General features: G+C 66.8%; 24 protein-coding genes and 1 pseudogene. 11 read left to right on the top strand and 14 right to left on the bottom strand.

Annotated features, from left to right (window positions below; genetic code table 11):
* Positions 1-29 precede the first annotated feature (29 nt).
* From A5775_RS03525 to A5775_RS03510, 4 genes are all read left to right on the top strand, one after another.
* The gene (locus A5775_RS03525) at positions 30-518 is read left to right on the top strand and encodes a MarR family winged helix-turn-helix transcriptional regulator (RefSeq protein WP_067247551.1); all 489 of its coding nucleotides are present in this window, start codon (positions 30-32) and stop codon (positions 516-518) included.
* A gap of 381 nt (positions 519-899) precedes the next feature.
* Positions 900-1,268: a DoxX family protein gene (locus tag A5775_RS03520; protein ID WP_067247548.1), complete on the top strand. Its 369-nt coding sequence runs from the start codon at positions 900-902 to the stop codon at positions 1,266-1,268.
* A 117-nt stretch (positions 1,269-1,385) separates the two neighbouring features.
* Positions 1,386-1,739, top strand: coding sequence for a hypothetical protein (locus A5775_RS03515; protein WP_067247680.1), 354 nt, complete (start codon positions 1,386-1,388; stop codon positions 1,737-1,739).
* On the top strand, positions 1,736-3,274 hold the full coding sequence (locus tag A5775_RS03510; RefSeq protein ID WP_067247545.1) for a multicopper oxidase family protein: 1,539 nt from the start codon (positions 1,736-1,738) through the stop codon (positions 3,272-3,274). The genes A5775_RS03515 and A5775_RS03510 overlap by 4 nt, the downstream gene beginning before the upstream one ends.
* A gap of 209 nt (positions 3,275-3,483) precedes the next feature.
* On the opposite strand, the gene A5775_RS03505 is transcribed toward A5775_RS03510, so the two are convergent.
* Positions 3,484-4,212, bottom strand: a complete 729-nt coding sequence (locus tag A5775_RS03505) for a 3'(2'),5'-bisphosphate nucleotidase CysQ (protein ID WP_067247541.1) — start codon at positions 4,210-4,212, stop codon at positions 3,484-3,486.
* A 178-nt stretch (positions 4,213-4,390) separates the two neighbouring features.
* Between A5775_RS03505 and A5775_RS03500 the strand changes: the two genes are divergently transcribed.
* The gene (locus tag A5775_RS03500; RefSeq protein WP_197512334.1) at positions 4,391-4,948 is read left to right on the top strand and encodes a hypothetical protein; all 558 of its coding nucleotides are present in this window, start codon (positions 4,391-4,393) and stop codon (positions 4,946-4,948) included.
* A gap of 54 nt (positions 4,949-5,002) precedes the next feature.
* Here the strand turns inward: A5775_RS03500 and A5775_RS03495 are convergent, their stop codons facing one another.
* The gene (locus tag A5775_RS03495) at positions 5,003-6,178 is read right to left on the bottom strand and encodes a thiolase family protein (RefSeq protein ID WP_067247537.1); all 1,176 of its coding nucleotides are present in this window, start codon (positions 6,176-6,178) and stop codon (positions 5,003-5,005) included.
* Positions 6,179-6,338: 160 nt separating this feature from the next.
* On the opposite strand from A5775_RS03495, the gene A5775_RS03490 reads away from it, so the two are divergent.
* The 3 genes and pseudogenes from A5775_RS03490 to A5775_RS24580 all read left to right on the top strand — a co-directional run.
* Positions 6,339-7,469: an NDMA-dependent alcohol dehydrogenase gene (locus A5775_RS03490; RefSeq protein ID WP_067247533.1), complete on the top strand. Its 1,131-nt coding sequence runs from the start codon at positions 6,339-6,341 to the stop codon at positions 7,467-7,469.
* A 29-nt stretch (positions 7,470-7,498) separates the two neighbouring features.
* Positions 7,499-7,891 carry a hypothetical protein gene (locus A5775_RS03485; RefSeq protein WP_067247672.1) on the top strand — a complete coding sequence of 131 codons (393 nt, stop codon included), beginning with the start codon at positions 7,499-7,501 and terminating at the stop codon, positions 7,889-7,891.
* Between the two features lie 227 nt (positions 7,892-8,118).
* Positions 8,119-8,350 (top strand): annotated as a pseudogene (locus A5775_RS24580) (DMT family transporter); the annotation flags it as partial.
* Here the strand turns inward: A5775_RS24580 and A5775_RS03480 are convergent.
* Positions 8,351-8,710: a VOC family protein gene (locus A5775_RS03480; RefSeq protein WP_082952865.1), complete on the bottom strand. Its 360-nt coding sequence runs from the start codon at positions 8,708-8,710 to the stop codon at positions 8,351-8,353.
* Between the two features lie 118 nt (positions 8,711-8,828).
* Here A5775_RS03480 and A5775_RS03475 point away from each other — a divergent pair, with 118 nt between their 5' ends.
* Positions 8,829-9,581: a sensor domain-containing protein gene (locus A5775_RS03475; RefSeq protein ID WP_067247526.1), complete on the top strand. Its 753-nt coding sequence runs from the start codon at positions 8,829-8,831 to the stop codon at positions 9,579-9,581.
* Positions 9,582-9,614: 33 nt separating this feature from the next.
* Here A5775_RS03475 and A5775_RS03470 read toward each other — a convergent pair whose 3' ends face one another.
* The 3 genes from A5775_RS03470 to htpG all read right to left on the bottom strand — a co-directional run bounded on the left by A5775_RS03470 (position 9,615) and on the right by htpG (position 12,925).
* Positions 9,615-10,634 carry a TIGR03617 family F420-dependent LLM class oxidoreductase gene (locus A5775_RS03470; RefSeq protein ID WP_067247523.1) on the bottom strand — a complete coding sequence of 340 codons (1,020 nt, stop codon included), beginning with the start codon at positions 10,632-10,634 and terminating at the stop codon, positions 9,615-9,617.
* A 59-nt stretch (positions 10,635-10,693) separates the two neighbouring features.
* On the bottom strand, positions 10,694-10,909 hold the full coding sequence (locus A5775_RS03465) for a hypothetical protein (RefSeq protein WP_067247520.1): 216 nt from the start codon (positions 10,907-10,909) through the stop codon (positions 10,694-10,696).
* A 69-nt stretch (positions 10,910-10,978) separates the two neighbouring features.
* Complete coding sequence (gene htpG / locus A5775_RS03460; protein WP_067247517.1) at positions 10,979-12,925, bottom strand: molecular chaperone HtpG; 1,947 nt, start codon at positions 12,923-12,925, stop codon at positions 10,979-10,981.
* A gap of 104 nt (positions 12,926-13,029) precedes the next feature.
* Between htpG and A5775_RS03455 the strand changes: the two genes are divergently transcribed.
* Positions 13,030-13,650 carry a TIGR03085 family metal-binding protein gene (locus A5775_RS03455; RefSeq protein WP_067247668.1) on the top strand — a complete coding sequence of 207 codons (621 nt, stop codon included), beginning with the start codon at positions 13,030-13,032 and terminating at the stop codon, positions 13,648-13,650.
* A gap of 113 nt (positions 13,651-13,763) precedes the next feature.
* Here A5775_RS03455 and A5775_RS03450 read toward each other — a convergent pair whose 3' ends face one another.
* The 3 genes from A5775_RS03450 to A5775_RS03440 all read right to left on the bottom strand — a co-directional run bounded on the left by A5775_RS03450 (position 13,764) and on the right by A5775_RS03440 (position 16,970).
* Positions 13,764-15,296, bottom strand: coding sequence for a class I adenylate-forming enzyme family protein (locus A5775_RS03450; protein WP_255362099.1), 1,533 nt, complete (start codon positions 15,294-15,296; stop codon positions 13,764-13,766).
* A 17-nt stretch (positions 15,297-15,313) separates the two neighbouring features.
* Positions 15,314-16,156, bottom strand: coding sequence for a thioesterase family protein (locus A5775_RS03445; protein WP_067247510.1), 843 nt, complete (start codon positions 16,154-16,156; stop codon positions 15,314-15,316).
* Positions 16,157-16,256: 100 nt separating this feature from the next.
* Positions 16,257-16,970 carry a VIT family protein gene (locus A5775_RS03440; protein ID WP_067247506.1) on the bottom strand — a complete coding sequence of 238 codons (714 nt, stop codon included), beginning with the start codon at positions 16,968-16,970 and terminating at the stop codon, positions 16,257-16,259.
* A 199-nt stretch (positions 16,971-17,169) separates the two neighbouring features.
* Here A5775_RS03440 and A5775_RS25815 point away from each other — a divergent pair, with 199 nt between their 5' ends.
* Positions 17,170-17,775 (top strand): chitin-binding protein, encoded by a 606-nt coding sequence (locus tag A5775_RS25815; RefSeq protein WP_082952864.1) that lies wholly within the window; start codon positions 17,170-17,172, stop codon positions 17,773-17,775.
* A 95-nt stretch (positions 17,776-17,870) separates the two neighbouring features.
* Here A5775_RS25815 and A5775_RS03435 read toward each other — a convergent pair whose 3' ends face one another.
* The 5 genes from A5775_RS03435 to A5775_RS03415 form a co-directional block, all read right to left on the bottom strand.
* Positions 17,871-18,506: a class I SAM-dependent methyltransferase gene (locus tag A5775_RS03435; RefSeq protein ID WP_067247504.1), complete on the bottom strand. Its 636-nt coding sequence runs from the start codon at positions 18,504-18,506 to the stop codon at positions 17,871-17,873.
* Complete coding sequence (locus A5775_RS03430) at positions 18,503-19,435, bottom strand: class I SAM-dependent methyltransferase (protein ID WP_067247502.1); 933 nt, start codon at positions 19,433-19,435, stop codon at positions 18,503-18,505. Before A5775_RS03430 ends, A5775_RS03435 begins: the two co-directional genes overlap by 4 nt.
* 561 nt (positions 19,436-19,996) lie before the next feature.
* Entirely contained in the window at positions 19,997-20,236 is a 240-nt protein-coding gene (locus tag A5775_RS03425) for a nitroreductase/quinone reductase family protein (RefSeq protein ID WP_067247499.1), read from the bottom strand.
* A gap of 117 nt (positions 20,237-20,353) precedes the next feature.
* On the bottom strand, positions 20,354-20,671 hold the full coding sequence (locus A5775_RS03420; protein WP_067247493.1) for an STAS domain-containing protein: 318 nt from the start codon (positions 20,669-20,671) through the stop codon (positions 20,354-20,356).
* Positions 20,671-23,241, bottom strand: a complete 2,571-nt coding sequence (locus tag A5775_RS03415) for a SpoIIE family protein phosphatase (RefSeq protein WP_067247490.1) — start codon at positions 23,239-23,241, stop codon at positions 20,671-20,673. Before A5775_RS03415 ends, A5775_RS03420 begins: the two co-directional genes overlap by 1 nt.
* Positions 23,242-23,338: the final 97 nt, after the last annotated feature.

Below are 23,338 nucleotides of genomic sequence, written 5' to 3'. Positions count from 1 at the left end.
AGGAGCCGTCGTCGTGAAGATCGTCGCCGATGTCGGCCAAGCCGATGAGTGAACACCATTCCGGCATCACCGAACTCGACGAACGAATCCCGTTTCTGCTCGCGCAACTCGGCGCTTACGTCAGCACCGACTTCCAGCGCCGGCTTGCGCCGATAGGGGCCGACCCGCGGACGTACGCGGTTTTGCTGGCGTTGGCCAGTGCCGACGGCCAATCCCAGCGTCAGCTCTCCCAACGTCTTGGGATCCACCGCAACGCCATGGTGGTCGTCATCGACCATCTTGAACAGCGAGGACTGGCAAAGCGGTTACCACGCCCCGAGGACCGGCGCGCGGTCGCTGTCACCCTGACCGCCAAGGCCCGCCGCCTGCTGCCAGCGCTGCACGAGCAGGGCCGCGACCTCGAAAACGAAATCGCCGCGCCGCTGTCGTCGAAAGAACGCGACACGCTACGCCACCTTCTGCAGCGCGTCGCAGCGGGAGCGGGCCTTATTCCAGGAGTTCATCCGCAACTGGCGTGATCGCCAGGCGTTGACGCAGCGGCGGGCGCGGGCACAAAAGCCCTCCTCGGCTGCCCTCCAATCTCACACGAGTCGAAGCACGACCACCCGCGCCCGGCCCTGAGTCGGCGGCGCCCTGCCGCCGTCGGGCCACTGCGGCCGCCCCTCTACTCTGGCACGACTCATGATTGTCATATATCGTGACAATCATGAGTCGTGATCGTCTCTACCACCCACCCCACCCCCACGCTGTGGCGAATGGTGCGCCAAGAGGGCCTGTCCGCCAAAGACTCTGGCGCGGTGCCGATCCGCGGATCAGACGGATGAAGCGGCGCCCGCCGGGCGGCGCCGTCCCGATCGCCGAAACAGTCAGAATCGCATGAATTCCCTGAGGAGGGTCCTGTGCACACCGCATATTTGGTCGTGACGTTCATCGCGATCGCCTTCGATGGATTTTCGGGTATCGCGGCGCTGGTGCACTTCGCGCCGATTCTGCCCGGGATGGCGAGCGCGGGGGTACCGGTGTCGTGGTTGAGGTTTCCTATCGGCACCCTGAAGACAGTGGGAACCCTGGGACTCATTGTCGGCCTATGGATTCCCGCAATCGGCATCGCCGCTGCCGCCGGACTGGTCGTATTCTTCGTCTGCGCCGTGTACACCCACGTACTTGCCCACGACATCACCGGTCAGATGATGTTCGGCGGATTCCTCCTGGCGCTGAACTGCGCCGCCCTAGGTGTCGCGATCGCTGCACACCCGGCGGTTCTGTGAATACACATGGTCGGCGCGAGGCGGCGCGAATGATCAAGGCGGTGAACTGACGTGGGTCCTGCAGCAGGCCCGGACGCACGTAGACCGCTACTGCTGGCGCGTCTCAGCACCGCGTCGATCGTGGTGTTGGCACTGGCGCAGGCGACATTGGCGGGCGACTTTCTCGGCGGTCAGTACGACGCGCTGATGCTGCACGCGCTTGGCGCGAGAGCGATCACCATCACCTCTGCGGCACAGGTCCTTATCCTCGCCTGGGTCTGGCGCGTCGGCGGCCCGCGGGGTGCCTTCTTCGGTGCCGTCGTGCAGACGTTGTTGCTCGTCGCCGAGTTCGCGGCAGGCGAATTGCATTTGGCTGCCCTTCACATTCCACTGGGCGTGCTGCTGGTCGTCGGCATCGTCCAACTGGCGACCATGATCTGGCGCATCCCGCTTCCGGCTCGCCGCGCCGTCGACAGCGAGATGGCGCCGTGAAGCGGCGCACCCTGCTGCGCGCCGGCTTGCTCACCGCAGGTGTCGGTATCGCGGGAGCGGGATGGCCCGCGGCGCAGATGGCGCTGGGCTCGGCCGAACCGGGCAGGCTGCTGCGCAGCCAGGTAGCGCTGCCACCGCACTACCAGGCGCGGCTGCCGATACCAGCTCAGCTCGCCCCCACCGCCAGCGACGCCACGAGCGACTACTACACCATCACTCAGCGCCCCGCCGGCCTGGCGATACTGCCCGGCCTCACTACGCCCGCATGGACGTACGGGGGAACGTTTCCCGGGCCCACAATCGTCTCCCGGTCAGGTCGGCGAACCGTGGTCCGCCACCACAACGCCTTACCCGTTCCTATTGCTGTGCACCTGCACGGCGGCCACACCCCGCCCGACAGTGACGGCTACCCGCTCGACCTCATCGAGCCACAACAGCCCACTACCGGCACGGGCGAGATGGCCTCGGGCATGTCACGCAACTCCGTTGTCGGGCAACGTGAATACGTCTACCCTATGCAGCAACGCGCCGCGACGCTGTGGTATCACGACCACCGAATGAGCTACACCGGCCAGGCTGTCTGGCGAGGGCTTGCGGGGTTCCACATCATCCACGACGAGGAAGAGCGCGGCGTCCCCTTGCCGCAAGGTCATCGCGACATTCCGCTGATGATCACCGATCGCTCGTTTGCCGCCGACGGTTCGTTTCACTACCCGCTCACCGAGGGCGGTGAAGTCGCCGCCCCCTACATGAACGGTGTGCTGGGCGACGTCGTACTGGTCAACGGCGCCCCGTGGCCGGTGCTGGAAACCGATCCCGCGCGGTACCGATTCCGAATACTGAACGCCTCCAACGCCCGCCGCTACCGACTGCGGCTTGATCCGCCGCCCCCCGACGGGCCGGCATTCACCCAAATCGGCAGTGACGGTGGTCTTCTGAGCGGTCCGCTCAGCCACGATGCGATCGATATCGCCCCGGCCGAACGCTTCGACATCATCGTCGACTTCTCCCGCTATCGTCGTGGAACCCGGGTACAGCTCATCAACACACTTGGCGCACAGTCCACTACGCGAGTTATGCGCTTCGACGTCCTCGGCACCGACCGGTCAGACGAATCAACCATTCCCGATCGGCTCAGCGACGGCGTCGCCCCCCTGGACCGCGGTCGTGCCGCGACCACCCGCACCTTTCTTTTCGGCCAAGGCCGGGCCGGGATGTGGACGATCAACAACAAGCCCTACGAACCGGGCGTTCCCGTCGCGGCCCCGCGCATCGATGACGTCGAAATATGGCGCTTCATCACCGATCTCCGGCATCCAGTCCACGTTCATCTCAACCACTTCCAAGTCTTGTCGCGCAACAACAGGCCGCCCGGTCGCTTCGATCACGGTTGGAAAGACACCATTGATGTTGCACCGACTGAAGCGGTGGAAGTGATCGTGCGGTTCACCGACTATCGCGGAATCTACCTGGTCCATTGTCACAACCTCGAACACGAGGACATGGCGATGATGGCCGATTTCGTCACGGTATAACTGCTTACCCACGCAACATCATCCGCGAAATCGAACCTTGGCGGCGCTCCTGGAGGTCGGTCACTGATCGGTTTCCCGAGTTGGATTATACAGCGTTACCAATGGTGTAATATCTGATTGTCGCCGCCACATGAGGATGAGTCAAGGCCTCATGCGGCGGCACACACAGATCATCCGGCACCCCTTTGGCGCCAAGAGATGTCGCTGAGTCAGCGGGTAACCGCGAGCACGGCTTCCGCGAGCTCGGGACGGCACACGACGAGGTCCGGCAACTTGGGGTCCGGCTGGTTGTAGGCCAGGGCGGATCCGTCGATGCGGGAGGTGTGCAGCCCCGCGGCGCGTGCCACCGCCACCGGGGCCGCGGAGTCCCATTCGAACTGTCCGCCGGCGTGCACGTAGACATCGGACAAGCCTTGGACGATCGAGGCCACCTTGGCGCCGGCCGAACCCATTTCCACCAGGACGCCGTCCAGCGCGTCCCGGACGTTCAACGCGATGGCGGGTGGGCGGGTGCGCGAGACCACGATGCGCGGCTTGCCCGGCACGGCCGGCGGCGAGGCGATATCGGGGGTGGCGAACGTGATGCCCTGCGCCGGCAGGGCCACGGCGCCGGCAACCAGCTCGCCGGCCTCCCACAGTGCGACGTGCACCGCCCAGTCGTCGCGCCCGAGCTCGGAGAATTCCCGCGTCCCGTCCAGCGGATCGACGATCCAGACGCGCTGCGAGCGCAAGCGCACCGGGTCGTCGGCGCCCTCCTCGGACAGCACCGCGTCGCCGGGGCGCTCCGCGATGAGCGCGGCCATCAGAAAGTCGTGGGATCGCTTGTCCCCCGCCGCCTTCCGTTCGCTCGCGTCCGCGTCGGCGAACTCTTGCCGGACCCCGAGCAGCAGCTGACCGGCCTCGGTGGCCAAGCGAGCGGCCAGATCATGGTCATTCATCGGCGTCTCCACGGAATCCTCAATAAGTTGGCAGTGATGACCAACTTTACCCCGAGAAGCTTGCGCGGGGCGCGCCACCCCCGACGGGAATTTCGCCCGTAATCTGGTGGGTGTGAGCGGCAACGCCAACGTCGGATTACCGAGGCGGTTGCGGCACATCTCGCGGGGGCGCTTGATCGTGATCGGCATCGTGGTGGTCGTGCTGGTCGGTGCACTGTCCTTCGTGGGTGTGCGGCTGATCGCCGACAATCACAACGCGACCGGTCCCACCACTACCCAACCGCCGCCTGCGCCGGAGAACTTCGCCATCCCGGGCTGCTATAACCCGTCCGTCCCACCGGTCGCGCGTCCCAAGAGACTCAACGTTCTGGGCTGCGCCAGTGTGGCCGTTGCGCTGCAGGACATGTCGTGGAACTCCTGGGGACCGCAGGGCGCCGACGGCACCGGCACGGCCGTGTTCAAGCTCTGCGACCCGAATTGCGCAACCGGATCTCAGCTGACCGAGCCGGTAGCGGTGCACGCGTGGAATCCGCAACCGCCGCGACGCGAGGCCATCTGCCGGGCCGGCCTGGAGATCTACGCGGACATGATCCTGGCGTTCCCCAAGGACGTCCCGCCGCCGACCGTGCAGAAGATGAACACCCAGTACAACGGGGCGCCGGCGGTGCACTTCGCCAATTACGCCAGCGGCGACACGCGCGGCACCCAATTCATCGGCTATACGTTCTGCAACTGATCCGGCTAGACCTGATGGCGGGGACCCGCTTCGCCCAGCTTCTCGCGATCGCCGCTAGACCTCGATGACGACGGCGCCGCCCTGGCCGCCGCCGGCGCACATCGCCGCGACACCGATCCCACCGCCGCGGCGGGCCAACTCGTAGGCCAGCGTGGTCACCATCCGCGCGCCGGAAGCCGCGATGGGGTGGCCGAGGCTGCAGCCGCTGCCGGAGAAGTTCACCTTCTCCTCGTCGAGGCCATATTCCCGGCACGCCGCGATCGGCACGGAGGCGAACGCCTCGTTGATCTCCCACAGGGCGACATCGCTGGGCGACAACCCGGCGCGCTGCAGCACCTTTCCGATGACCTTGACGGCTCCCAGGCCGCAGTCGCGTGCCGGTACGCCCGCGGCGGCCCACGCCCTGACGGTGCCCATCACGTTGAGCTTTTCGGCGTCGGCGTACTCGCGATCGACCAGCGCGACCGCGGCGGCGGCGTCGTTGGTGCCGCTGCTGTTGCCCGCCGTGATCGAGAAGCCCTCGATCTCGGGGTGCAACACCTTGAGGCCGGCCAGCTTTTCTATGGTGGTGTCGCGGCGGGGGTGCTCGTCGACGGCGAACTCGGTCACCGAACCATCCACCTGGGAGATCTTCAGCGGCAGGATCTCGTCGACGAACTTGCCCGCATCCTGCGCCGCGACGGCGCGCTGGTGCGACCGGGCCGCCCAGGCGTCCATCTCCTCGCGCGTGATACCGACCGTCTGGGCGGTGTTCCAGCCGACCGTGATCGACATGTCCTTGGCGGGGGCGTCGGGCGTCTCGACATGCGTCGGCGGCATCCACCGCTCCTCGAACTTCAGCTCGGGCCCGGGGATCCGCCAATTGGTCAGCGGCGTCATCGACAGCGACTGCACACCGCCGGCGATCAGCACCCGCTCCATGCCGGAGCCGATCTGCGCCGCGGCATTGCCGATCGCGGTGAGGCTGCCCGCGCAGTGCCGGTTGACCGACTGGCCGGGAACGTGCTCGAGGCCCGTCGCGGTGGCCGCGTATCGCGCGAGATCACCACCGCCGTAATGAGATTCGGCGAAGATGATGTCGTCGATGGCGGCCGGGTCGACTCCGGACCTGCGCACCACCTCGGGAAGCACCGCGGTGATCAGCGTCTCGGGCGGTGTGTTGACAAGCGTTCCCTTGAAGGAACGGCCGATCGCCGTTCGAACGGCTCCGACGATTACGGGTGTACCCATGTTCTCAACCTCAAAGGGTCTGGCGGCGGTCAGTCGCGGCGAATCGTTTCAACTACTGTATAGACAATAGTATTGGTCTAAGTTCGGTGGGGGCCGGTCTGTGACCGCGCTAACAATTAAGCGGTTAGTACATGCGGTCAGCAGCAGGAGGCCTACCCCGATGAAAACCAGAGGCGCTTTGGTCTGGGACCTCAACGAACCGTGGGTGATCGACGAGATCGAGATCGGCGATCCCCGCCGTGGCGAAGTGACGGTTCAGCTGGAGACGGCCGGTTTGTGTCACTCCGACCACCACCTGCTGACCGGTGACTTCCCCATCCCCAGCTTCCCGGTGCTCGGCGGGCACGAGGGCGCCGGCATCATCACCGAGATCGGGGACGGCGTCGAGCACCTGGCCGTCGGCGACCACGTGGTGATGTCGTTCATCCCGTCCTGCGGCAAGTGCACGCCGTGCCAGGTCGGTTTGCGCAACTTGTGCGATTTGGGCATGGGGTTGCTGTCGGGTCAATCGGTCTCCGACGGATCGTTTCGGGTCACCGCGGGGGGCCGGGACGTCATCCCGATGTCACTGCTGGGGACGTTCGCACCGTATGTGGTGGTGCACCAGACCTCGGTGGTCAAGATCGACCCTGCGATCCCGTTCGATGTGGCCTGCCTGGTGGGCTGCGGGGTGACCACCGGCTACGGCTCGGCGGTACGCAGCGCGGCGGTCGCGCCGGGTGAGGACGTCGCGGTCATCGGCATCGGCGGCGTCGGTGTCGCCGCGCTGCAGGGCGCCGGCATCGCCGGGGCCCGCCGGATATTCGCGGTCGATCCGTTCGAATGGAAGCGCGAGCAGGCGCTCAAGTTCGGCGCCACAGCGGCTTTCGCGGACGTGGGCAGCGCTGCGGCAGGCATCGCCGAGGCGACGCGAGGCATGATGTGCCACAAGGTGATCGTCACCGTGGGCCACGTGGAAGGCAAAGACGTCGAGTCGTGGATGGGGCTGACGGCCAAGGGCGGGGTCTGCTGCCTCACCGGCATGGCCAGCGTGATGGCCAACGAGGTCACCCTCAACCTCGCGGGACTCTCGCTGCTGCAGAAGAGCTTGCAGGGCAGCATTTTTGGTGGCGGCAATCCCCAGCACGATATTCCGGCGATTCTCGAGCTGTACAAGTTGGGGCAGCTCAACCTCGACGACATGGTCACGCGCGAGTACAGCCTCGAGCAGATCAACGACGGCTACCGCGACATGCTCGAGGGGCGAAACGTCCGCGGCATCATCCGCTTCACCGACGCCGACCGCGTATGAGCAAAGGCCGCAATGGGCACAATGTCTTCATGACAACCAGACCCCTCGCCGGCCGTGACGCCTCCCCGCAACTCGCCTACCGCGTGGCGGCGATGCTGCTCGGCATCGGCACGCTGCACTTCGTAGCGCCAAAACCGTTCGACTCGATCATTCCCGTCGAACTGCCCGGGAGCCCGCGGCTCTACACCTACGGATCGGGAGTGGCCGAGTTGGCGATCGGGGCGCTGCTGGTGCCGCAACGCACCCGGCGAACCGCCGCGCTGGCCGCCGTCGCGCTGTTCGTCGGGGTCTTCCCGGGCAACGTCAACATGTGCCGGTTGTGGTGGGGCAAGCCGTGGCCGATGCGGATCGTCGCCCTGGCCCGGCTGCCGCTGCAGATTCCCATGATCACCACGGCGCTCAAGATCCGGCGCGACAGCTGACGCGCGCGTCGCGGCTCGGCCCGGCTCGGCCCGGCTCGGCCCGGCTCGGCTCGGCTCGGCCCGGCTCGGATGATCGCAAATGCCCGCCTCTGAGCGACAACTGCCGGCGGTGGGTCGGCGCCGGGGGGGTCGCGTCCGGGATTGTCGCTGAGAGGTGGGCAATTCGTATGTCCTCCGACGGAGAGACGCGTGTTGCGTCTGTGACCGATGTGTCGTAAGCCGCTGTCGCGCAACCGCTCACCGCGTCGCTTCCGGCGGTGACCGTCGCCGAGCCCGTCGTCGGATCGCTGCTCGGTGTCACCGTGCTGGGTGAGACGCTGCAGACCAACGACGCCGGCCTGGTGGCCTTGGGCATCGATCGCCGTGATGGCGGCGGCGACGGTGGCGCTCGCCCACAGCCAGGCCGCGTACGGCCCGACGGTTGACGAAAAGCCCAGTCTATCAACGGAAAGGGCCTGATTAGGTCAGGCGTGAGCCAACCCGGTGCGCGGTGCCGTCGGGGTCGACATAGGCGAATTCACGCAGACCGTATGGAGTGTCCTGCGGCGCGATCAACCGTCCCTCGAGATTCTCCAGCGCGGCCCACTCCGCATGGAGGGCATCGGCGTCGCTGACGTAGAAGTACACGCTGGCGGCGGTGCGCAACGGGTCGTGCTCGGCCCACTCGGTGAGATGAAGCGACACCGGCCCGCGGTCGACGAAGCCGTAGCGATCCGGGCCGTCGTATGCGCGTGCATCGAACCCGAGCAGACGATAACGGTCCAGGGCGATTTCGAGATCTAGCACGGGCACGATCGGTGCGACCGAAACGAAGTTCACTGCGGACACACCGCGAAGATATCGCTTCGCTCCGAACCGGCTCGCGACGGTCCGCTGCTGTCGTATGCTCCCGCAAATGACCTCTGAGGAGTCGGCTTAAGCAGGAAGGGCACCCACCATGCGCCAGCTAACTGCCGCCGTCGTCATTGCGGCTGCCGGAATACTCGTCGCCGGTTGTGGTGACAGCAGCGGAAGCGACACCGCCTCGTCGCCGTCGACCACCACGAACGCCGCCTCGCCGAAGGGGCCCCTCGAGAAGTCCGCGCTGCCCGATCTGATGCTCAGCCCCGACGACATCGACAGCATGCTGGGTGTCAGGGGAACGACGAGCGATCCACCGTTCACCAACCTCGGCGAAGACGCGGTGCACCGCACCGATTACACCTTTCCGCCGGAATGCAAATACACGCTTCACGCCGGGCTGGCCTCCGAATATGCCGACAGCGGGAGCACCGCGGTGTACGGCTACCACGACCTGGCACCGACTCCTACCGGCGCCAATCAACTGGAAAGCCCGGACATCTACCAGTTTGTGGTGTTGTTTCCCTCCCCCGAACAGGCGAGCGCCTTCCTCACCACCTCAACCCAGCGCTGGCCCGCCTGCGCCAACCGCCAGGGCACCGTCCCCCCCGACGGCACCCACCCCGAACTTCAGTGGAAGGTGGGACCGGTGTCCACCGCCAACGCGGTGCTGAGCGCACAGGTGACCCTGACCATCAACGGAAACGGCACGAACGTGACGGTGCCGTGTCAGCGGGCCCTGACCGCCCGCAGAAACGTCGTCATCGATGTCGACGCATGCCGCAGGGACGTCGGGGACCTCGGCGTAAAGGTCACCAATCAGATCGCCGGAAAGGTCGACAAGCAATAGCCTCCGCTCCCCCAATAGCCCTGTGCCGCAGACCTATTGGCGGCGCTGTATCCGGCGAGCCACCTCGCCGTACCGTTCGAAGCGGTCCTGGTCGGCGATGGAGTTGTACATCACCAAACGCGTTGCCGTCCCGGCGTATTTGTCGGTCAACGCGTCGGCTAACCCGTCCCAGCTTGACTCGGTGGCGAAGACGGCGATGTGGTCGTCGCTGACCTGGGCTGCCATGCCGGCGAAGTCTCCCGCCTTCTGCTTCTCCCGAATCCGAGCGGTGGTGCCCTCGAAACCGGCCTCGTCCCAGATGAACGCGTAGTTGGGCGTGCTGCCGTAGAAGGCCATGCTGGCGCGCACGACTTCGCGCTGCTTGTCGCGTTCCTCGTCGCTGTCGCCGACGATCGTCATAACAGGCACGACGATCGCGAGGTCCGACGCCGAACGACCGGCCTTCGCCGCCCCTTCGGCGACCGTCGGCAGGACGTGACGGGCCAGGTAGCCCGGTTCGCCGATCGGATGGACGTGCACCCCGTCGGCCACTTCGCCCGCCATCCGCAGCATCCACGGATTCACCGCCGCGATATCGACTTTCGGGTCGGGAGCGTCGATGGGCCCGGGGCTCCACTGCGGGGTGATGAAGTCGAGATCGTAGAAGTCACCGTGGTGGTCGAGCGTCCCCGAGCGAAACGCCGCGAAACATGCCTTCACGGCCAGCAGGTAATCGCGCAGCCGGGGCCCGGGCCGCTCGAAGGCCGTGCCGTAGCGCCGCACCACATGGGTGCGCACCTGGGTTCCCAGCCCCAACCGGAACTTCCCGTTGGTTGCTTCCTGCAGTTCCCATGCCGCGGCGGCGGTGACGAAGGGGCTGCGCGGGAAGGCCACCGCGACGCCCGTGGACAGTTCGAGATCGGGAGCGGCCTGCGACGCGACGGCCGCGTTCAGGTAGGCGGTGCGTCCCGTCTCGGTGAACAACAGACCGGAGAACCCGGCGGATTGGGTTCGTCGGGCGAGTTCGCCGATGTGGCCGAGCGGCTGGGGAGTCGTCATCGCGTCGACATGCATGGTGGGAGCGTACGTCGAGCGTTAAAGCATGATGCGGGCCCCGCGCGCCGATCGCCGTGTCAGCGCTTCATCGGGCGGCGGCTCACCGGGGCGGTAAAGCCTTCGGTGTCATCGAAGAAGGCCCACTGCCCGTCGTCGTTGACCTCCATGCGCCAGCCCAACTCGGTGTTGCCGCCGACTGAGTGGACGAACCAAGCGTGGGCGGCCTCCGCGTTGGCGAAGTTCTTCGTCGCAACGACCCGCCCATGGGGGTCGAGGACGCGGAACTCAGCCATGGGACCTAATTATCCCTGCCGGCGGCTTTTCAATCCCCAGAAATCGCCGATACGCCGGCGAAAGCCGGTCTACACCGTGCGGGCCAACCGGCCGGCCAGCAGCTCGGCAAACCGTGCCGGATCGTCGAGCGCGCCGCCTTCGGCGAGAAGCGCTGTGCCGTAGAGCAACTCGGCGGTCTCGGCGATTGACGGGTCGTCGCTGCGGTCCTGGTGCGCCTGGCGCAAGCCGGTGACGAGCGGGTGGCTCGGATTGAGTTCGAGGATCCGCTTCCCCACCGGGACGTCCTGCCCCGAGGCGCGGTAGAGGCGTGCGAGCGCGGGCGTGATCCCGAAGGCGTCGGTGATCAGGCAGGCGGGCGAGTCGGTCAGGCGGGTGGACAGCCGAACCTCCTTGACGTGGTCGGCCAAGGTGTCCTTCAGCCAGGTGAGCAGGTCGGCGAATTCCTTCTGCTGCTCTTCGCGCTCGGCCTCGCTCTCGTCGCCCTCGGCGCTGAGGTCCACCTCGCCCTTGGCGATCGACTGCAGCGGCTTGCCGTCGAATTCGGTCACCGTTCCCACCCAGACCTCGTCGACCGGGTCGGTGAGCAGCAGCACCTCATACCCCTTGGCTTTGAACGCCTCGAGGTGCGGCGACTTCAGGATCTGCTGACGTGTCTCCCCCGTGGCGTAGAAGATCTGCGTCTGACCGTCCTTCATGCGCTCCACGTACTGGGCGAGCGTGGTGGCTTCCTCCTCGCTGTGCGTCGAGGCGAACGCGGAGATCTGCAGCAACGTGTCCTGGTTGTCGAAGTCCGACAACAGGCCCTCCTTCACGACCCGGCCGAATTGGGTCCAGAAGGTCCGATAATCGTCCGGCCGCTCGGACTGCAGATCCTTGATCGTGGACAGGACCTTCTTGGTCAGCCGGCGACGGATGGCCTTGATCTGCCGATCCTGTTGCAGGATCTCGCGCGAGACGTTGAGCGACATGTCCTGTGCGTCAACCACGCCCTTGACGAAGCGCAGGTATTCGGGCATGAGCTCGTCGCAGTCGCCCATGATGAACACGCGCTTGACGTACAGCTGGATGCCGGTCTGGCCGTCGCGGTTGAACAGATCGAACGGCGCGTGCGACGGAATGAACAGCAGCGCCTGGTATTCGAAGGTGCCCTCGGCCTTCATCGCGATGACCTCGAGCGGGTCGTCCCAGGCGTGCGCGATGTGCTTGTAGAACTCCTTGTACTCCTCCTCGGAGACCTCGTCTTTGGGCCTGGCCCACAGGGCCTTCATCGAGTTGAGGGTCTCGGTGTCGATGACGACCTCTTCGCGGGTCTCCTCGGAGCCTTCCTCGACAGGGACCTGGATCCGGCGCTCGACCTCCATTCGGATGGGCCAGGCGATGAAGTCGGAGTACTTCTTGACCAGGCCCCGGAGCTTGAACTCCGAGGTGTAGTCGTGCAGCTCGTCCTCGGCGTCTTCGGGCTTGAGGTGCAGGATGACCGACGTCCCCTGCGGCGCATCGTCGACCGATTCGATCGTGTACGTGCCCTCGCCGCTGGATTCCCATTTGGTGGCGTCGCTCTCGCCGGCCTTGCGGGTCAGCAGCTCGACCTTGTCGGCCACCATGAAGCTCGAATAGAAACCGATCCCGAACTGGCCGATGAGTTCCTCCGAGGCGGCCTCGTTCTTGGCGTTCTTAGCCTCGCGGAGTTGCTGGCGCAGCTCGGCGGTGCCCGACTTGGCCAGTGTGCCGATCAGGTCGACCACCTCGGCGCGGGTCATGCCGATACCGTTGTCGCGGACGGTCAGGGTGCGCGCCTGGTGGTCGACGTCGATCTCGATGTGCAGGTCGGAGGTATCGACGTCGAGGTCCTTGTTGCGGAACGCTTCGAGCCGCAGCTTGTCCAGCGCGTCGGAGGCGTTGGAGATCAGCTCCCGCAGGAACGAGTCCTTGTTGGAGTAGACGGAGTGAACCATCAGATCCAGCAGTTGCCGAGCCTCTGCTTGAAACTCCAACTGCTCGACTTGCGCGTTCATGGCATTCCCTTCGACAACATGACGTTTCAAATTTACCGAGCCGCCGGCCGGTGGTGTTCGGTGGACCCATCCTCTTCGCGGCCGACCGGCTCTACGCTGAACGCATGTCTGTTGCTCAGCGCGAACGCGCCGCCCTCGTCGAAACCATGCGCGGCGTCGGACCGGACGCGCCCACCCTGTGCGAAGGCTGGACGACGCGGGACCTGGCCGCCCACCTGATGATCCGGGAGTACCGCCCCGATGCCGCCCCGGGCATCCTGATCCCGTTCTTCGCCTCGCACACCGCCAAGGTGCAAAACCAGGTGAGCGAGCGAAACGAGTGGGACGAGCTCGTCGGCAAGGTCGCCGCCGGCCCACCCGTGTACTCACCGCTCAAGCTGCTCGACCCGGTGGCCAATGTCGCCGAGATGTTCATCCACCACGAGGATGTGCGCCGCGCGCAAGCGGGCTGGCAGCCGCGCGCACTGGAACCCGCGCTGAGCACGATGCTGCGCCGCACTCTGCCGCTGATGGCCCGGCTGACCCTGGCGAAGGTGCCCGGCCGGGTGGCGTTGCGCACCCCGGAGGGCAAGACGCTGCTCACCGCCGGCCAGGGCCCTGCGGTCACGGTCACCGGTGCGCCCGAGGAGCTGTTGCTGTTCTCCGTCGGGCGCGCCGCACAGGTCGACTTCGACGGCGACGCCGCGGCGGTGCAGGCGGTTCGCGACGCGCCCAAGGGGCTATAACCCGTTGTCATCGAGGAATGGCGCCGCGGGCGTAACGCCACGGCGAAAACTTCACCCGCATCTCGCCGTGGCGTTACGTCCGCGCGAGCAGAGATCCCCCGGTTGAGCCTGCTTCAGCCAAAGGCATCGCGCAGGTCCCTTTTGATCACCTTGCCGAATTGATTGCGCGGGAGCGTATCGACGACCACGAGATGTTCGGGGTGCTTGTAGCGGCTCAGCCCCCGCGATTGGCAGTGTTGCACAAGGGATTCCAGCGACACACCATCGGCTGTGGCGGGTACCACGACGGCGCAGACGCGTTCGCCGGTGCGCGGGTCGGGGATCCCGATGACCGCGACGTCGGCGACGGCGGGATGGGTGGCGAGCGCGTTTTCGATCTCGAGGGCGGAGATGTTCTCCGCGTTGCGGATGATCGCGTCTTTGGTGCGGCCCGTGACGCGGACATTGCCGTCCGCGTCGATCAGACCGAGATCGCCTGTGCGCAGCCAGCCGTCGTCGTCGAACGCGTCGGCGTCCAGCGTCGGATCGGCGTAGCCGAGGAAACATTGGGGCCCCTTGAGGCGCAGCTCCCCTTCCTGTCCGGCGGCCAGTTCGACCTCGCGGCGGTCGACCACGCGGACCTTGACCCCGGGCACCGGCGGGCCGACGGTATGGTCGAGCACCTCCGGCGCGGCGGTCAGTGAAGGCGAAGTGGCACACGGGAACTCGGTCATCCCCCACGCGTTGGCGATCCCGGCGACACCGAGGTTTTCGCGGACCTGACGTCCCAATTCGGCGGTGATGGGTGCGCCTCCGGCCAGGCAGCCCCGCACCGACGAGAACAAGCGCCGATCACCGTGGGCGCGTTGGGCTTCGAGGAATGCCACGAAGAACGGGGTCGCGGTGCCCAGGAACGTCGGCTGGTGGGCGGCGATGGCCAGCGGCGTCGTCGCCGGATCGAAGGTCTCGAACAGGGCCAGCCGCATGCCGGTCAGCAACGCGGTGGCCAGCATCGCCGCCCCGCCGATATGCGCGATCGGGAAGGCGATGGGGTCCACGTCGGTGCTCGTGGCGCCCACCATGCCCACCACTCCCGCCGAGCCGGCGATGACCGAGCTGTCCGTGTGGCGGATCCCTTTGGGGGCCGCGGTGGTCCCGGAGGAGTAGTAGACCCAGCGGGCGTCGTCAGCCGATCTTGGGGGCGCGGGCAGGGAACCGGGTTCGGCGCGGGGCAGCCGCAGCTCCCCGGCCGGCGGCGTTGCCAGGTCGAGGGTGATGACCTCGAAACCCTTGTCCCGCGCCAACTCACGGGCAAGCCCACCGTGATCGAAGCCGCGCCAAACCTCTGGCACCACAAAGTATTCAGTGTTCAACTGACCGGTGATGAAGCCGAGCTCACTTTCCCGCAGCAGCGGGATGATCGGGTTTTGCACCGCGCCGAGCCGGGCCAGCGAGGCCATCACCACCATGGTTTCCAGCGTGGTGGGCAGCTGCCAGGACACCACGGTTCCCGCGCGGACTCCGCGTTCGGCGAGGGCGGCGGCGGTGGCGCACGCGGCGTCGTGGAGCTGGCGCGCGGTCAGGCTGCGACCATGCTCGTCGGCCAGCAGCGGCATGGTCGATCCCCGCTGCGCCGCTTCGGCAATCAACGCCCAAAACGTGGCCACGTCACCCCCTGCCAACGTCAGCCCGCCGACGGGTCCGCGGAGCGCGGTCGAAATCCCGACTGCGCGACGGCGACCGACACACCGGTGCCGATCGGGCCCTTCTCGTCGACCAGGACCGCCGAGCCGCTCGCCACCCCGTCGTGGCTGTGATGGGTGAGGGAGGCAAGCCCGATGTGCGTGCCCTCGGGCAACCGGGTCAGCGTGAGGGTGTAGTCGACATTGATGAACTCGAGAGAGTTGGTGCCCCAGTTGGCGATCGAGGCCGTGATGTCGCCGGCCATCGCCGCGCGGGTGAAGGCGGTCAGCGGTTCGTCGTCGATCAACGAGCGATCCTCGTGCAACCAGGTGTATTTCGGACCGCCGGTCTGGGACCAGTCCGGGTCCGGGTTCTGCAGCTCCGAGCCCCAGCCGTAGGTGCGCATGAAAAGCGTCGGGGCAGCCTCGCCCAGCGGCACCGGCGGCATCTGCACTGGCAGTGACCAGACGTGTCCCTCGGGCTGCGGGCCGCGCCGCACAAACAGTGCGCTGGCCTGTGCCACGGGGGCGCCCTCCTGGGTGATGACGGCCTCGACCAGCCGCAATCGCCGTCGGTCCTGACGCACCTCGGTGTGCACCTCGAGTGGTTTCAACGCCGTCGGCCGGGGCAGGTCGACCGTCAACCGCGCCGGTTGCAGGTGCGCGTCGGGTGCGGCCCGCTCGACCGCCCACGCCAAGAGCCCGCCGACAACGTGGCCGCTGAGCGATGGACCCCATCCGCCGCGCGCGACTTTGGTTGGCACGAAGTGCTTTTCGTCGCGCACAAAGTACGGAACCGCTTCCGCCCATGGAGCTTCATCCGGCACGATATTGGGTTCGGCCACTGCATGACCCTTCGCGTGAGGGGATCGCAAGCCTCTGCTGAGACCCGCAACCGTGAATGTTACAGTTGCGCTTCCAGTCGCCGCATACCCGCCGCGCGGGTCAGCCGATGGCGGTGCCCACCAGGTGACCGATCACGTAGGTGACGGTCAACGCGAGGCTGCCCCCGATGGCGTTGCGGAGCACGGCGCGAAGCTTTGGGGCCCCGCCCAAACCGGCCGAGACCGCCCCGGTGATCACCAGCGCCACGAGCACCGTCGCCACCGTGACGGGGATTCTCCACGTCGTCGGCGGGGCCATGATGGCGATCAACGGCAACAGGGCACCGATCGCAAACGACAGCGCCGACGACGATGCCGCCTGCCACGGATTCGTGAGCTCCTCGGGATTGATGCCGAGTTCGACCTCGGCGTGGGCCAGCAACGGGTTCTGATCCGTGAGTTCCTCCGCCACGGTGCGTGCGGTCGCCGGTGTCAGGCCCTTCGCTTCATAGAGTGTGGCGAGCTCGTCCAGTTCGGCAGCGGGATCGTCGCGCAATTCGCGACGCTCCTGGCGCAGCAGCGCCTTCTCGGTGTCGCGCTGGGTGCTGACCGATACGTATTCGCCCAGTGCCATCGATACCGCTCCGGCGACCAGTCCGGCGCTCCCGGCGGTCAAGATCGGGGCTCGCAGGGTCGTCGCCGCCGCGACTCCCACGACGATGCCTGCGGTGGAGACGATCCCGTCGTTGGCGCCCAGCACGCCCGCGCGCAGCCAATTCAACTTCGACGACACCGAACCGACATGGGGTTCGGCCGGATGTGACGTACTCGACACGGCGGCAACGATATAGAGGAAAACCCGGGCCGACTAGCCAACCTAGCCTTGCCAAACCAGACTTCACGGGCTGCGGCCCAAGCTTTGCATGGGCCAGACACAGCCAGTCCATAGGAAAGCTATCTAGCGTCTGGGTTGTGTCAGGGGGAGGTTCCGAACACATCCCTAGTAGAAGTCCCTAGTGGATAGGTGAAGCATCATGAAGTTGAAGCAGCTTGTCGGAGGGGTGACCATCGCCGGCGCGCTAGGCGCTGCGGCCTTGGGAATGGGCGCCGGGTTTGCCAATGCCGCACCGGGCGGGCCGCCGCCCGGTCCGGGTGGTCATGGCGCACCGCAACCCGGGGGCTTCCACGCTCCCACCGGTCCGAATGATCCCGGCGGGCCTGGTGGTCCTGGGGGGCCCGGTGGGCCGGGTGGGCCCGGTGGTGGCCCGGGTGGACCCGGCGGTCCCGGTCCCGATCACCCCGGGGGCCCCGGTGGTCCCGGCGGGCCTGGTCCCGATCACCCCGGCGGCCCGGGTGGTCCCGGCGGCCCCGGTGGACCGGGTGGACCGGGTGGACCGGGCGGGCCCTGGCACGGAGATGACCAGCGAGGCTACTTCCACGGGGCCCCGTGGGGCGAGGGTCCTGGCCCGTGGGGACCGGGTGCGCCGCCACGGCCGGCGTGGGATCGACCGCTCCCTCCGCCTGGCGCGCAGTGGGGTTATGGCCCGATCAACTACTGGGGCTACCAGGAAACGCCGTATTGGAACCCCCGTTTCAACCAGTGGGGATTTGACTTCTTCGGGGTCTGGATCCCACTGTAAAAATCGCTGAACGCGATGCCCGCCTCGCCGATTGGCGAGGCGGGCATCGTCGCTTATTCGATTGCTGATGAGCGCTTTTCGCGCTCGACACTAGTTCAGCTTCTGGTGCCGACGGTTAAAAGGTCGGACACCAGGCGCGTCCAGACTGGCCGCGGAATCCGGTACTGCTCGCTGATCACGAAGCCAGCGTCTTCGAACAGCGTGCGCATTTCGGGGGCCGACGCGTTGTGTTGCGGTTTCCACCTGGAGTCCGCAGCTGACTGCAGCCGCGGTTGCCGCGTGCTCAGGGCCGACACGGCCACCAGTCCGCCGGGAGCGAGCACGCGATGGAATTCGCGCAACGCCGCGGGCTGATCGAAGAAGTGAAACGCCGAAGTTGTCACGACGGCGTCGAGCGCACCGTCGTCAAAGGGAAGCTGCTCGGCCGGACCGCGCAACCACTGCACCCGATCCGATCTCGCCCGAGCTTGGTTGAGCATGCCGTCGGACATGTCGACGCCATAGATCGCCTCGGGATTGAGTTCACGCTGGATACGATCGCTGAGAATCCCTGTGCCGCAGGCGATATCAGCGATCTTTCGCGCTCCGTGATTGCGCAGCTGTTCGATCACCTCGTTGTGCGGCGGCCGGTACACCCACTGTTGCAGGAACGGCAGGTCGTATGCCGGCGCGAGAAAGCTCCACATGCGAGTGACGGCGTCGTTGAGCCCGCGCCGCTGCGGTGTGGTCACTTGCCCAGCACCGAACTGTAGTAGATGGTGTCGGCCACCGACACTGAGTCATTGGTCTGGGGGATCGCCTCGAGGCCGGAGTCGGCCAATAGCTGACTCATCCGGACTCCGACCGACTGCCAGCCCAGATTGTCCAGGTATACGGCGACATCGCTGCGCTCGCCCTGGTAGCCGAGATCGCCGAATTCCAGGTCGAAGCCATGCTCACGCCATTTCGCGGTGGCCCTGCGCATCGTTTCCTGAGCCTTCTCGGTGTCTACCTCGGACATGTCCGGAATAGCTTCGCACGCCAGCCGGCTACCGTCACCGCTGAGTGCGGTGACGTTGTCCAGCAGGCGATCTTGCGCCTCCGGCGGCAGATAACCGAAGAGTCCCTCCGCGATCCATGCCGTGGGCCTGCTCGTGTCGAAGCCCGCGTCCACCAAGGCTTTTGGCCAGTCGTTCCGCAGATCGACGGCGACCGTGCGCAATTCGGCCCGCGGGGCGGCACCGAGCTCCGCGAGGGTGGCCGCCTTGAATTCGATCACCTGCGGCTGGTCGATCTCGTACACGGTCATTTCGGCCGGCCAGGCCAACCGGTAGGCGCGGGCATCCAGACCGGACGCCAAGATGACGGCCTGCCGGATCCCGGCCTGCGTCGCGGCCTGGAAGAAGGTGTCGAAGAAGCGGGTCCGGGCGGCCATCGCGGCGGGCATGTGTTCGAGCTTCCAGCCGGATTCGTGGTCGTCGACGTCGGCGGCAGCCAAGTCGCCGGTGACCCAGCGCGTGAAAAAGTCCACGCCGACGGCGCGGACCAGCGGTTCGGCGAATCGGTCGTCGATCAGCGGGTTGTCGGCGTTGGTTGCGATCGCCCGGGCAGCAGCCACCATCGTGGCGGTCGCGCCCACACTGGTCGCGAGATCCCAGGTGTCGTTGTCTGTGCGTGCCATACGGCTGTTGTCCCCCTCGGAGTACCGGTTACTTAGCCGGTATAACGACCGGGGGGCGGGCAAAGTTCCCACGCGCGGAACTCCGGCTATGTCGCAGGTCCGGGCCTTGCGTTGGCGCAGCTACGTGAGGCTTTTAACGCCCGGGGTGGCCAGGGGCGCCCGGTCCCCCGGGGCCTCCGGGTCCACCCGGACCACCGGGCCCTCCTGGTCCGCCGGGCCCACCCGGTCCCCCTGGCCCATTTGCGGCCGGCAGCAAGAACACGCACTCATTCAACTCGACGCTCCATCCCCAGCCCGGGGCGCATTCACCGTCGGCGCGGGCGATGGCCCGCGTTCCCAACGTCGTCACCGGCAATACGACCAACATGAGGGCGAACACGCCGATCACGTAGCGCCGCAGATAACGTCTCATCGCCGACCTCACTTTGTCTTTCGGGCAGGGCGGGGCGGGGCGGTGACGGCTCGTTCGCATCGGGCCAGACCCGCGCACATCATTGTGCGGCAATCGACGCGTTGACGTGCCGAATTGGCCAGCTTGAATGTTGTTGGCAGCTCGTGTCTTCAGTCGGTCATCAATTCGAAGACCGGGATGAGGCGATCGGTGCGTTGCCAGTATGCACCGAACCCGGGGGCGCGCTCGACCACGACCGCATACACCGAATCCCTTTCGTCGCGCGGCAATTCGCGCGCCGTGCGCGCCCCCGTAGAGGTCAGCAGCAGCATCGGGAAGCCCTCGAACTGCCCGCCGACCTTGCCGCCCTTGCGCCGGAACTCGTCGATGTTGTGCTCGTTGAAATTCACGCTCCGAGCTCAGCGTGTCGTCAGTCATTACGCCATCGTGACAGGCGCAGCGCGCATCGGCCAGCGAGGACAGTTCTTATGTTGGCCCGCAGGAAGATTCGACGTCGACCGGGGGTGTCACTGTTGGCCGGCCGCCGGCGCGGGCACGATGGCGGTCAGCTCGGTCAGACCGCTGACCTTGAGGACGGGCATCAGGATCGGGTGCGCGACCAACTCGATGTGGTCGGCGTGGGTGGCCAAGGCGTTGATGGCGGCGCTGTCCAGGTACTCCACGGCGCTGAGATCGACAAGCAGTGCGCCGTCGCTGCCGGTGGCGGCGGTGGACAGGGCGAGGGTGAAGGCTTCGATGTTGCTCAGGTCGATCTCCCCCGCCGCGACCAGCACGAGTTTCCCGTCGCTGCCGCGCGCGGTGTCGAGCGCGAGCGGCGTGTTCATCAGGTGATCCTCGCGGAAAGGTGAACTGTGGTTCCGTCGGTGGCCGGCCGGATGTCGACGTCGTGCATCAGGCTTCGCATGAGCGGGATGCCCCGGCCGCGGCGAGGATGGGAGGCCGGTTGCGGAGCCTTCCACGATCCGGTGTCCGTGATCGTCAACTGCACCTCGTCGCCCACCGCGATAGCGCCCAGCCGAATGAGGCCTTCCGGTCTGTGGCGGTGGCCGTGCTCGATGGCGTTGGCGATGGCCTCCCCGGCGGCAACCAGCACGTTCAGGGCCTGGTCGGGGCCCACCCGAACGCGGGTCAACCAATTACGCAGGGCGTTGCGGGTAGGCGCGAGTTGGTTGACGTCGGCGGGAAAATTCAGCTCCAACGGGGCCGGATGGCGGTACAGCAGCAGCACGACGTCGTCCTGGTACCCGCCGCGCGGCGCGACACGGGTCATGACCTGGTTCGCCAAATCCTCCAGTCCCAACGTTCGGGCGTCCTGCGCGATGCCGGCGACGCGGGAGATGCCCCGATCCAGCGGGCTGCGGCGACGCTCGACCAGACCGTCGGTGTAGAGCATCAGGGTCGCACGCGCCGGTATGGTCACCCGGGCTTCCGGGCGTGACCAGTCGCCCCGTATTCCCAACGCGATGGTGTGACCGTCGTCGAGTATCTGGGTGCTGCCGTCGCCATGCACCAGGATGGCCGGCGGGTGCCCGGCGCTGGAGTAGACCAGTTCGCCGGTGTCGGGGGTGAGCACCGCGCAGACGGCGGTGGTGCACTGCGCCCCGGGAAGTCGTGCGGCGAAGCGATCCAACCCCGCGAGAGCCGCAGCGGGGCTTGGGTTTTCGAACAGGAGCGCACGACAGGCACTGCGCACCTGGCCCATCACGGCGGCGGCGGCGAGGCCGTGGCCCACACAGTCGCCGACGACCAACGCGATGCGCCCGTCCTCGAGGTCGACGACGTCGTACCAGTCGCCGCCCACCTGCAGGGGCCGGGTGGCGGCCTGATAACGCACCGCGAACCCGTTGGGCAGATCAGCCGGGCCGAGGATCGCGTGCTGGAGGGCCAAGGCGGTTTCGCGCTGCTGGTCGACTTGGTGCACCCGCTGCAGACCCTGGCCGAGCCGGCCGGCCAGCACGGTGAGCAAGGTCTGGTCCTCCAGCGTGAACGGGCGTTGCTCGGCCAAGTCAATCCAGACGACCAGCACGCCCTCGGGATGCTGCAGCGCGATGCCGGCCGTTCCCGGCTGCGGCGCGGCGGTGGTCAGGAAGTCACCGTCGCGCAATGAGCTGAGCGCCTGTTGGGTGTGGGGCGGCACGTCGGCCCACTGCGTGGGCTCGCCGACCGATACCACTTGCGGTGCGCCGAAGGTCGTCTCCGTCGACGAGGTGTAGGTCGGGAAGGTGACGGCCAGAACACGGCGCGCCCGCCACAGCCGGCGCAGTTCTTCTGCGGCGGCGTGTACCGCGTCCTCGACGGTGTCGGCTTGGGCCAGTTCCTGGTTGAGCGCGTGTTCGCGGCCCACCGCCAGCGCCAATGCGATCGCGGCGTGCCGGGCGAAGTCACTGACGAGGTCGAGATAGTCGTCGCCGAACGGGGGCTGGCGCGGGTCGCGCGCGACGGCGATGACACCTAACACCGCGCCGTCCGCGATCAGCGGGATGACGATCGCCGGGCGTTCACCGACATCGGTGAACCCCTCGATCGGGTACTGGAAGGAATCGGTGATCAGCGGTAGGCCGCGGCGCGCGACACCGCCCGTGGTCGAGCCGTCCATCGGGACCTGCCGTCCGATCACCTCCGAGGAGTACCGGCCCGCCGTTGCGGCGACTACCAGGGTGTCGACGTCGTCGACGGGCAATTCGAGCTCACGTGGCACCAGCAAGATCGCCTGCTCGGCGCCTGCCAACTCCAGCGCCCGGTTGACGATGAGCTGCAGTGGCCCCGTCTGTGGGTCGCCAGACAGCAGCGCGGTCGTGATCTCGCGACTGGCCTTCGTCCATTTCGCCGATTCACGCTCCCGCTCGAAGAGTCGCGCGTTGTCGATGGCGGCGGCCGCCGCCGTGGCCATCGCTCGTACGGCACCCTCCTGGGAGTCGGTGAACACTACCCCGGGCCGGTCGTCGGCCAGGTATAGGTTGCCGAAGTTGGCCGCTCGCACCGTGATTGGTATTCCGAGGAATGCACGCATCGGCGGGTCGAGTGCGGACAGCCCGGCGGTCTGTGGGTGGGCACTCAGGTCATCGACGCGCAGACCATCGCCGATGGCAAGGTCGTCGAGCCGACGAGCCGTGTCGGCGTCGATTCCCGCGTGCACGAAAGAAACGAGGCCGCCGTCAGATGCGCGGATGCCCAGGGCGGCGTAGCGGGCACCGGTCAGGTCCATCGCCGCTCGCAGGACTCGGTGCACTGTCACGTCCAGGTCCAGATCGGAGCCGATCTCGACGATGACGGACACCAGTTGTTCCATCTGGTCGCGCGCCGCCTCGAGCTCATCGAGTTGGTCGTGCATCTGGCTGACCAGTTCGCGCCGGCCCTGCCAGGTGAAGGCGGAGTCACTCCGGTCGCTGTCCATAGGTCCCAACGGTAATCGCAGCAGTTGAGCGATCGATGTTCGGACTGCACAGCGGCTTTACTCGATCTTGACCAGGTATTGAATTGGCCCGCCGACG

Origin of the sequence: Mycobacterium sp. 852002-10029_SCH5224772 (assembly GCF_001667315.1) — a bacterium.
In the GTDB taxonomy this organism is placed as follows: Bacteria; Actinomycetota; Actinomycetes; order Mycobacteriales; family Mycobacteriaceae; genus Mycobacterium.
The sequence above is the reverse complement of the archived record's forward strand: the minus strand, read 5'-3'. Positions and strand labels throughout refer to the sequence as shown.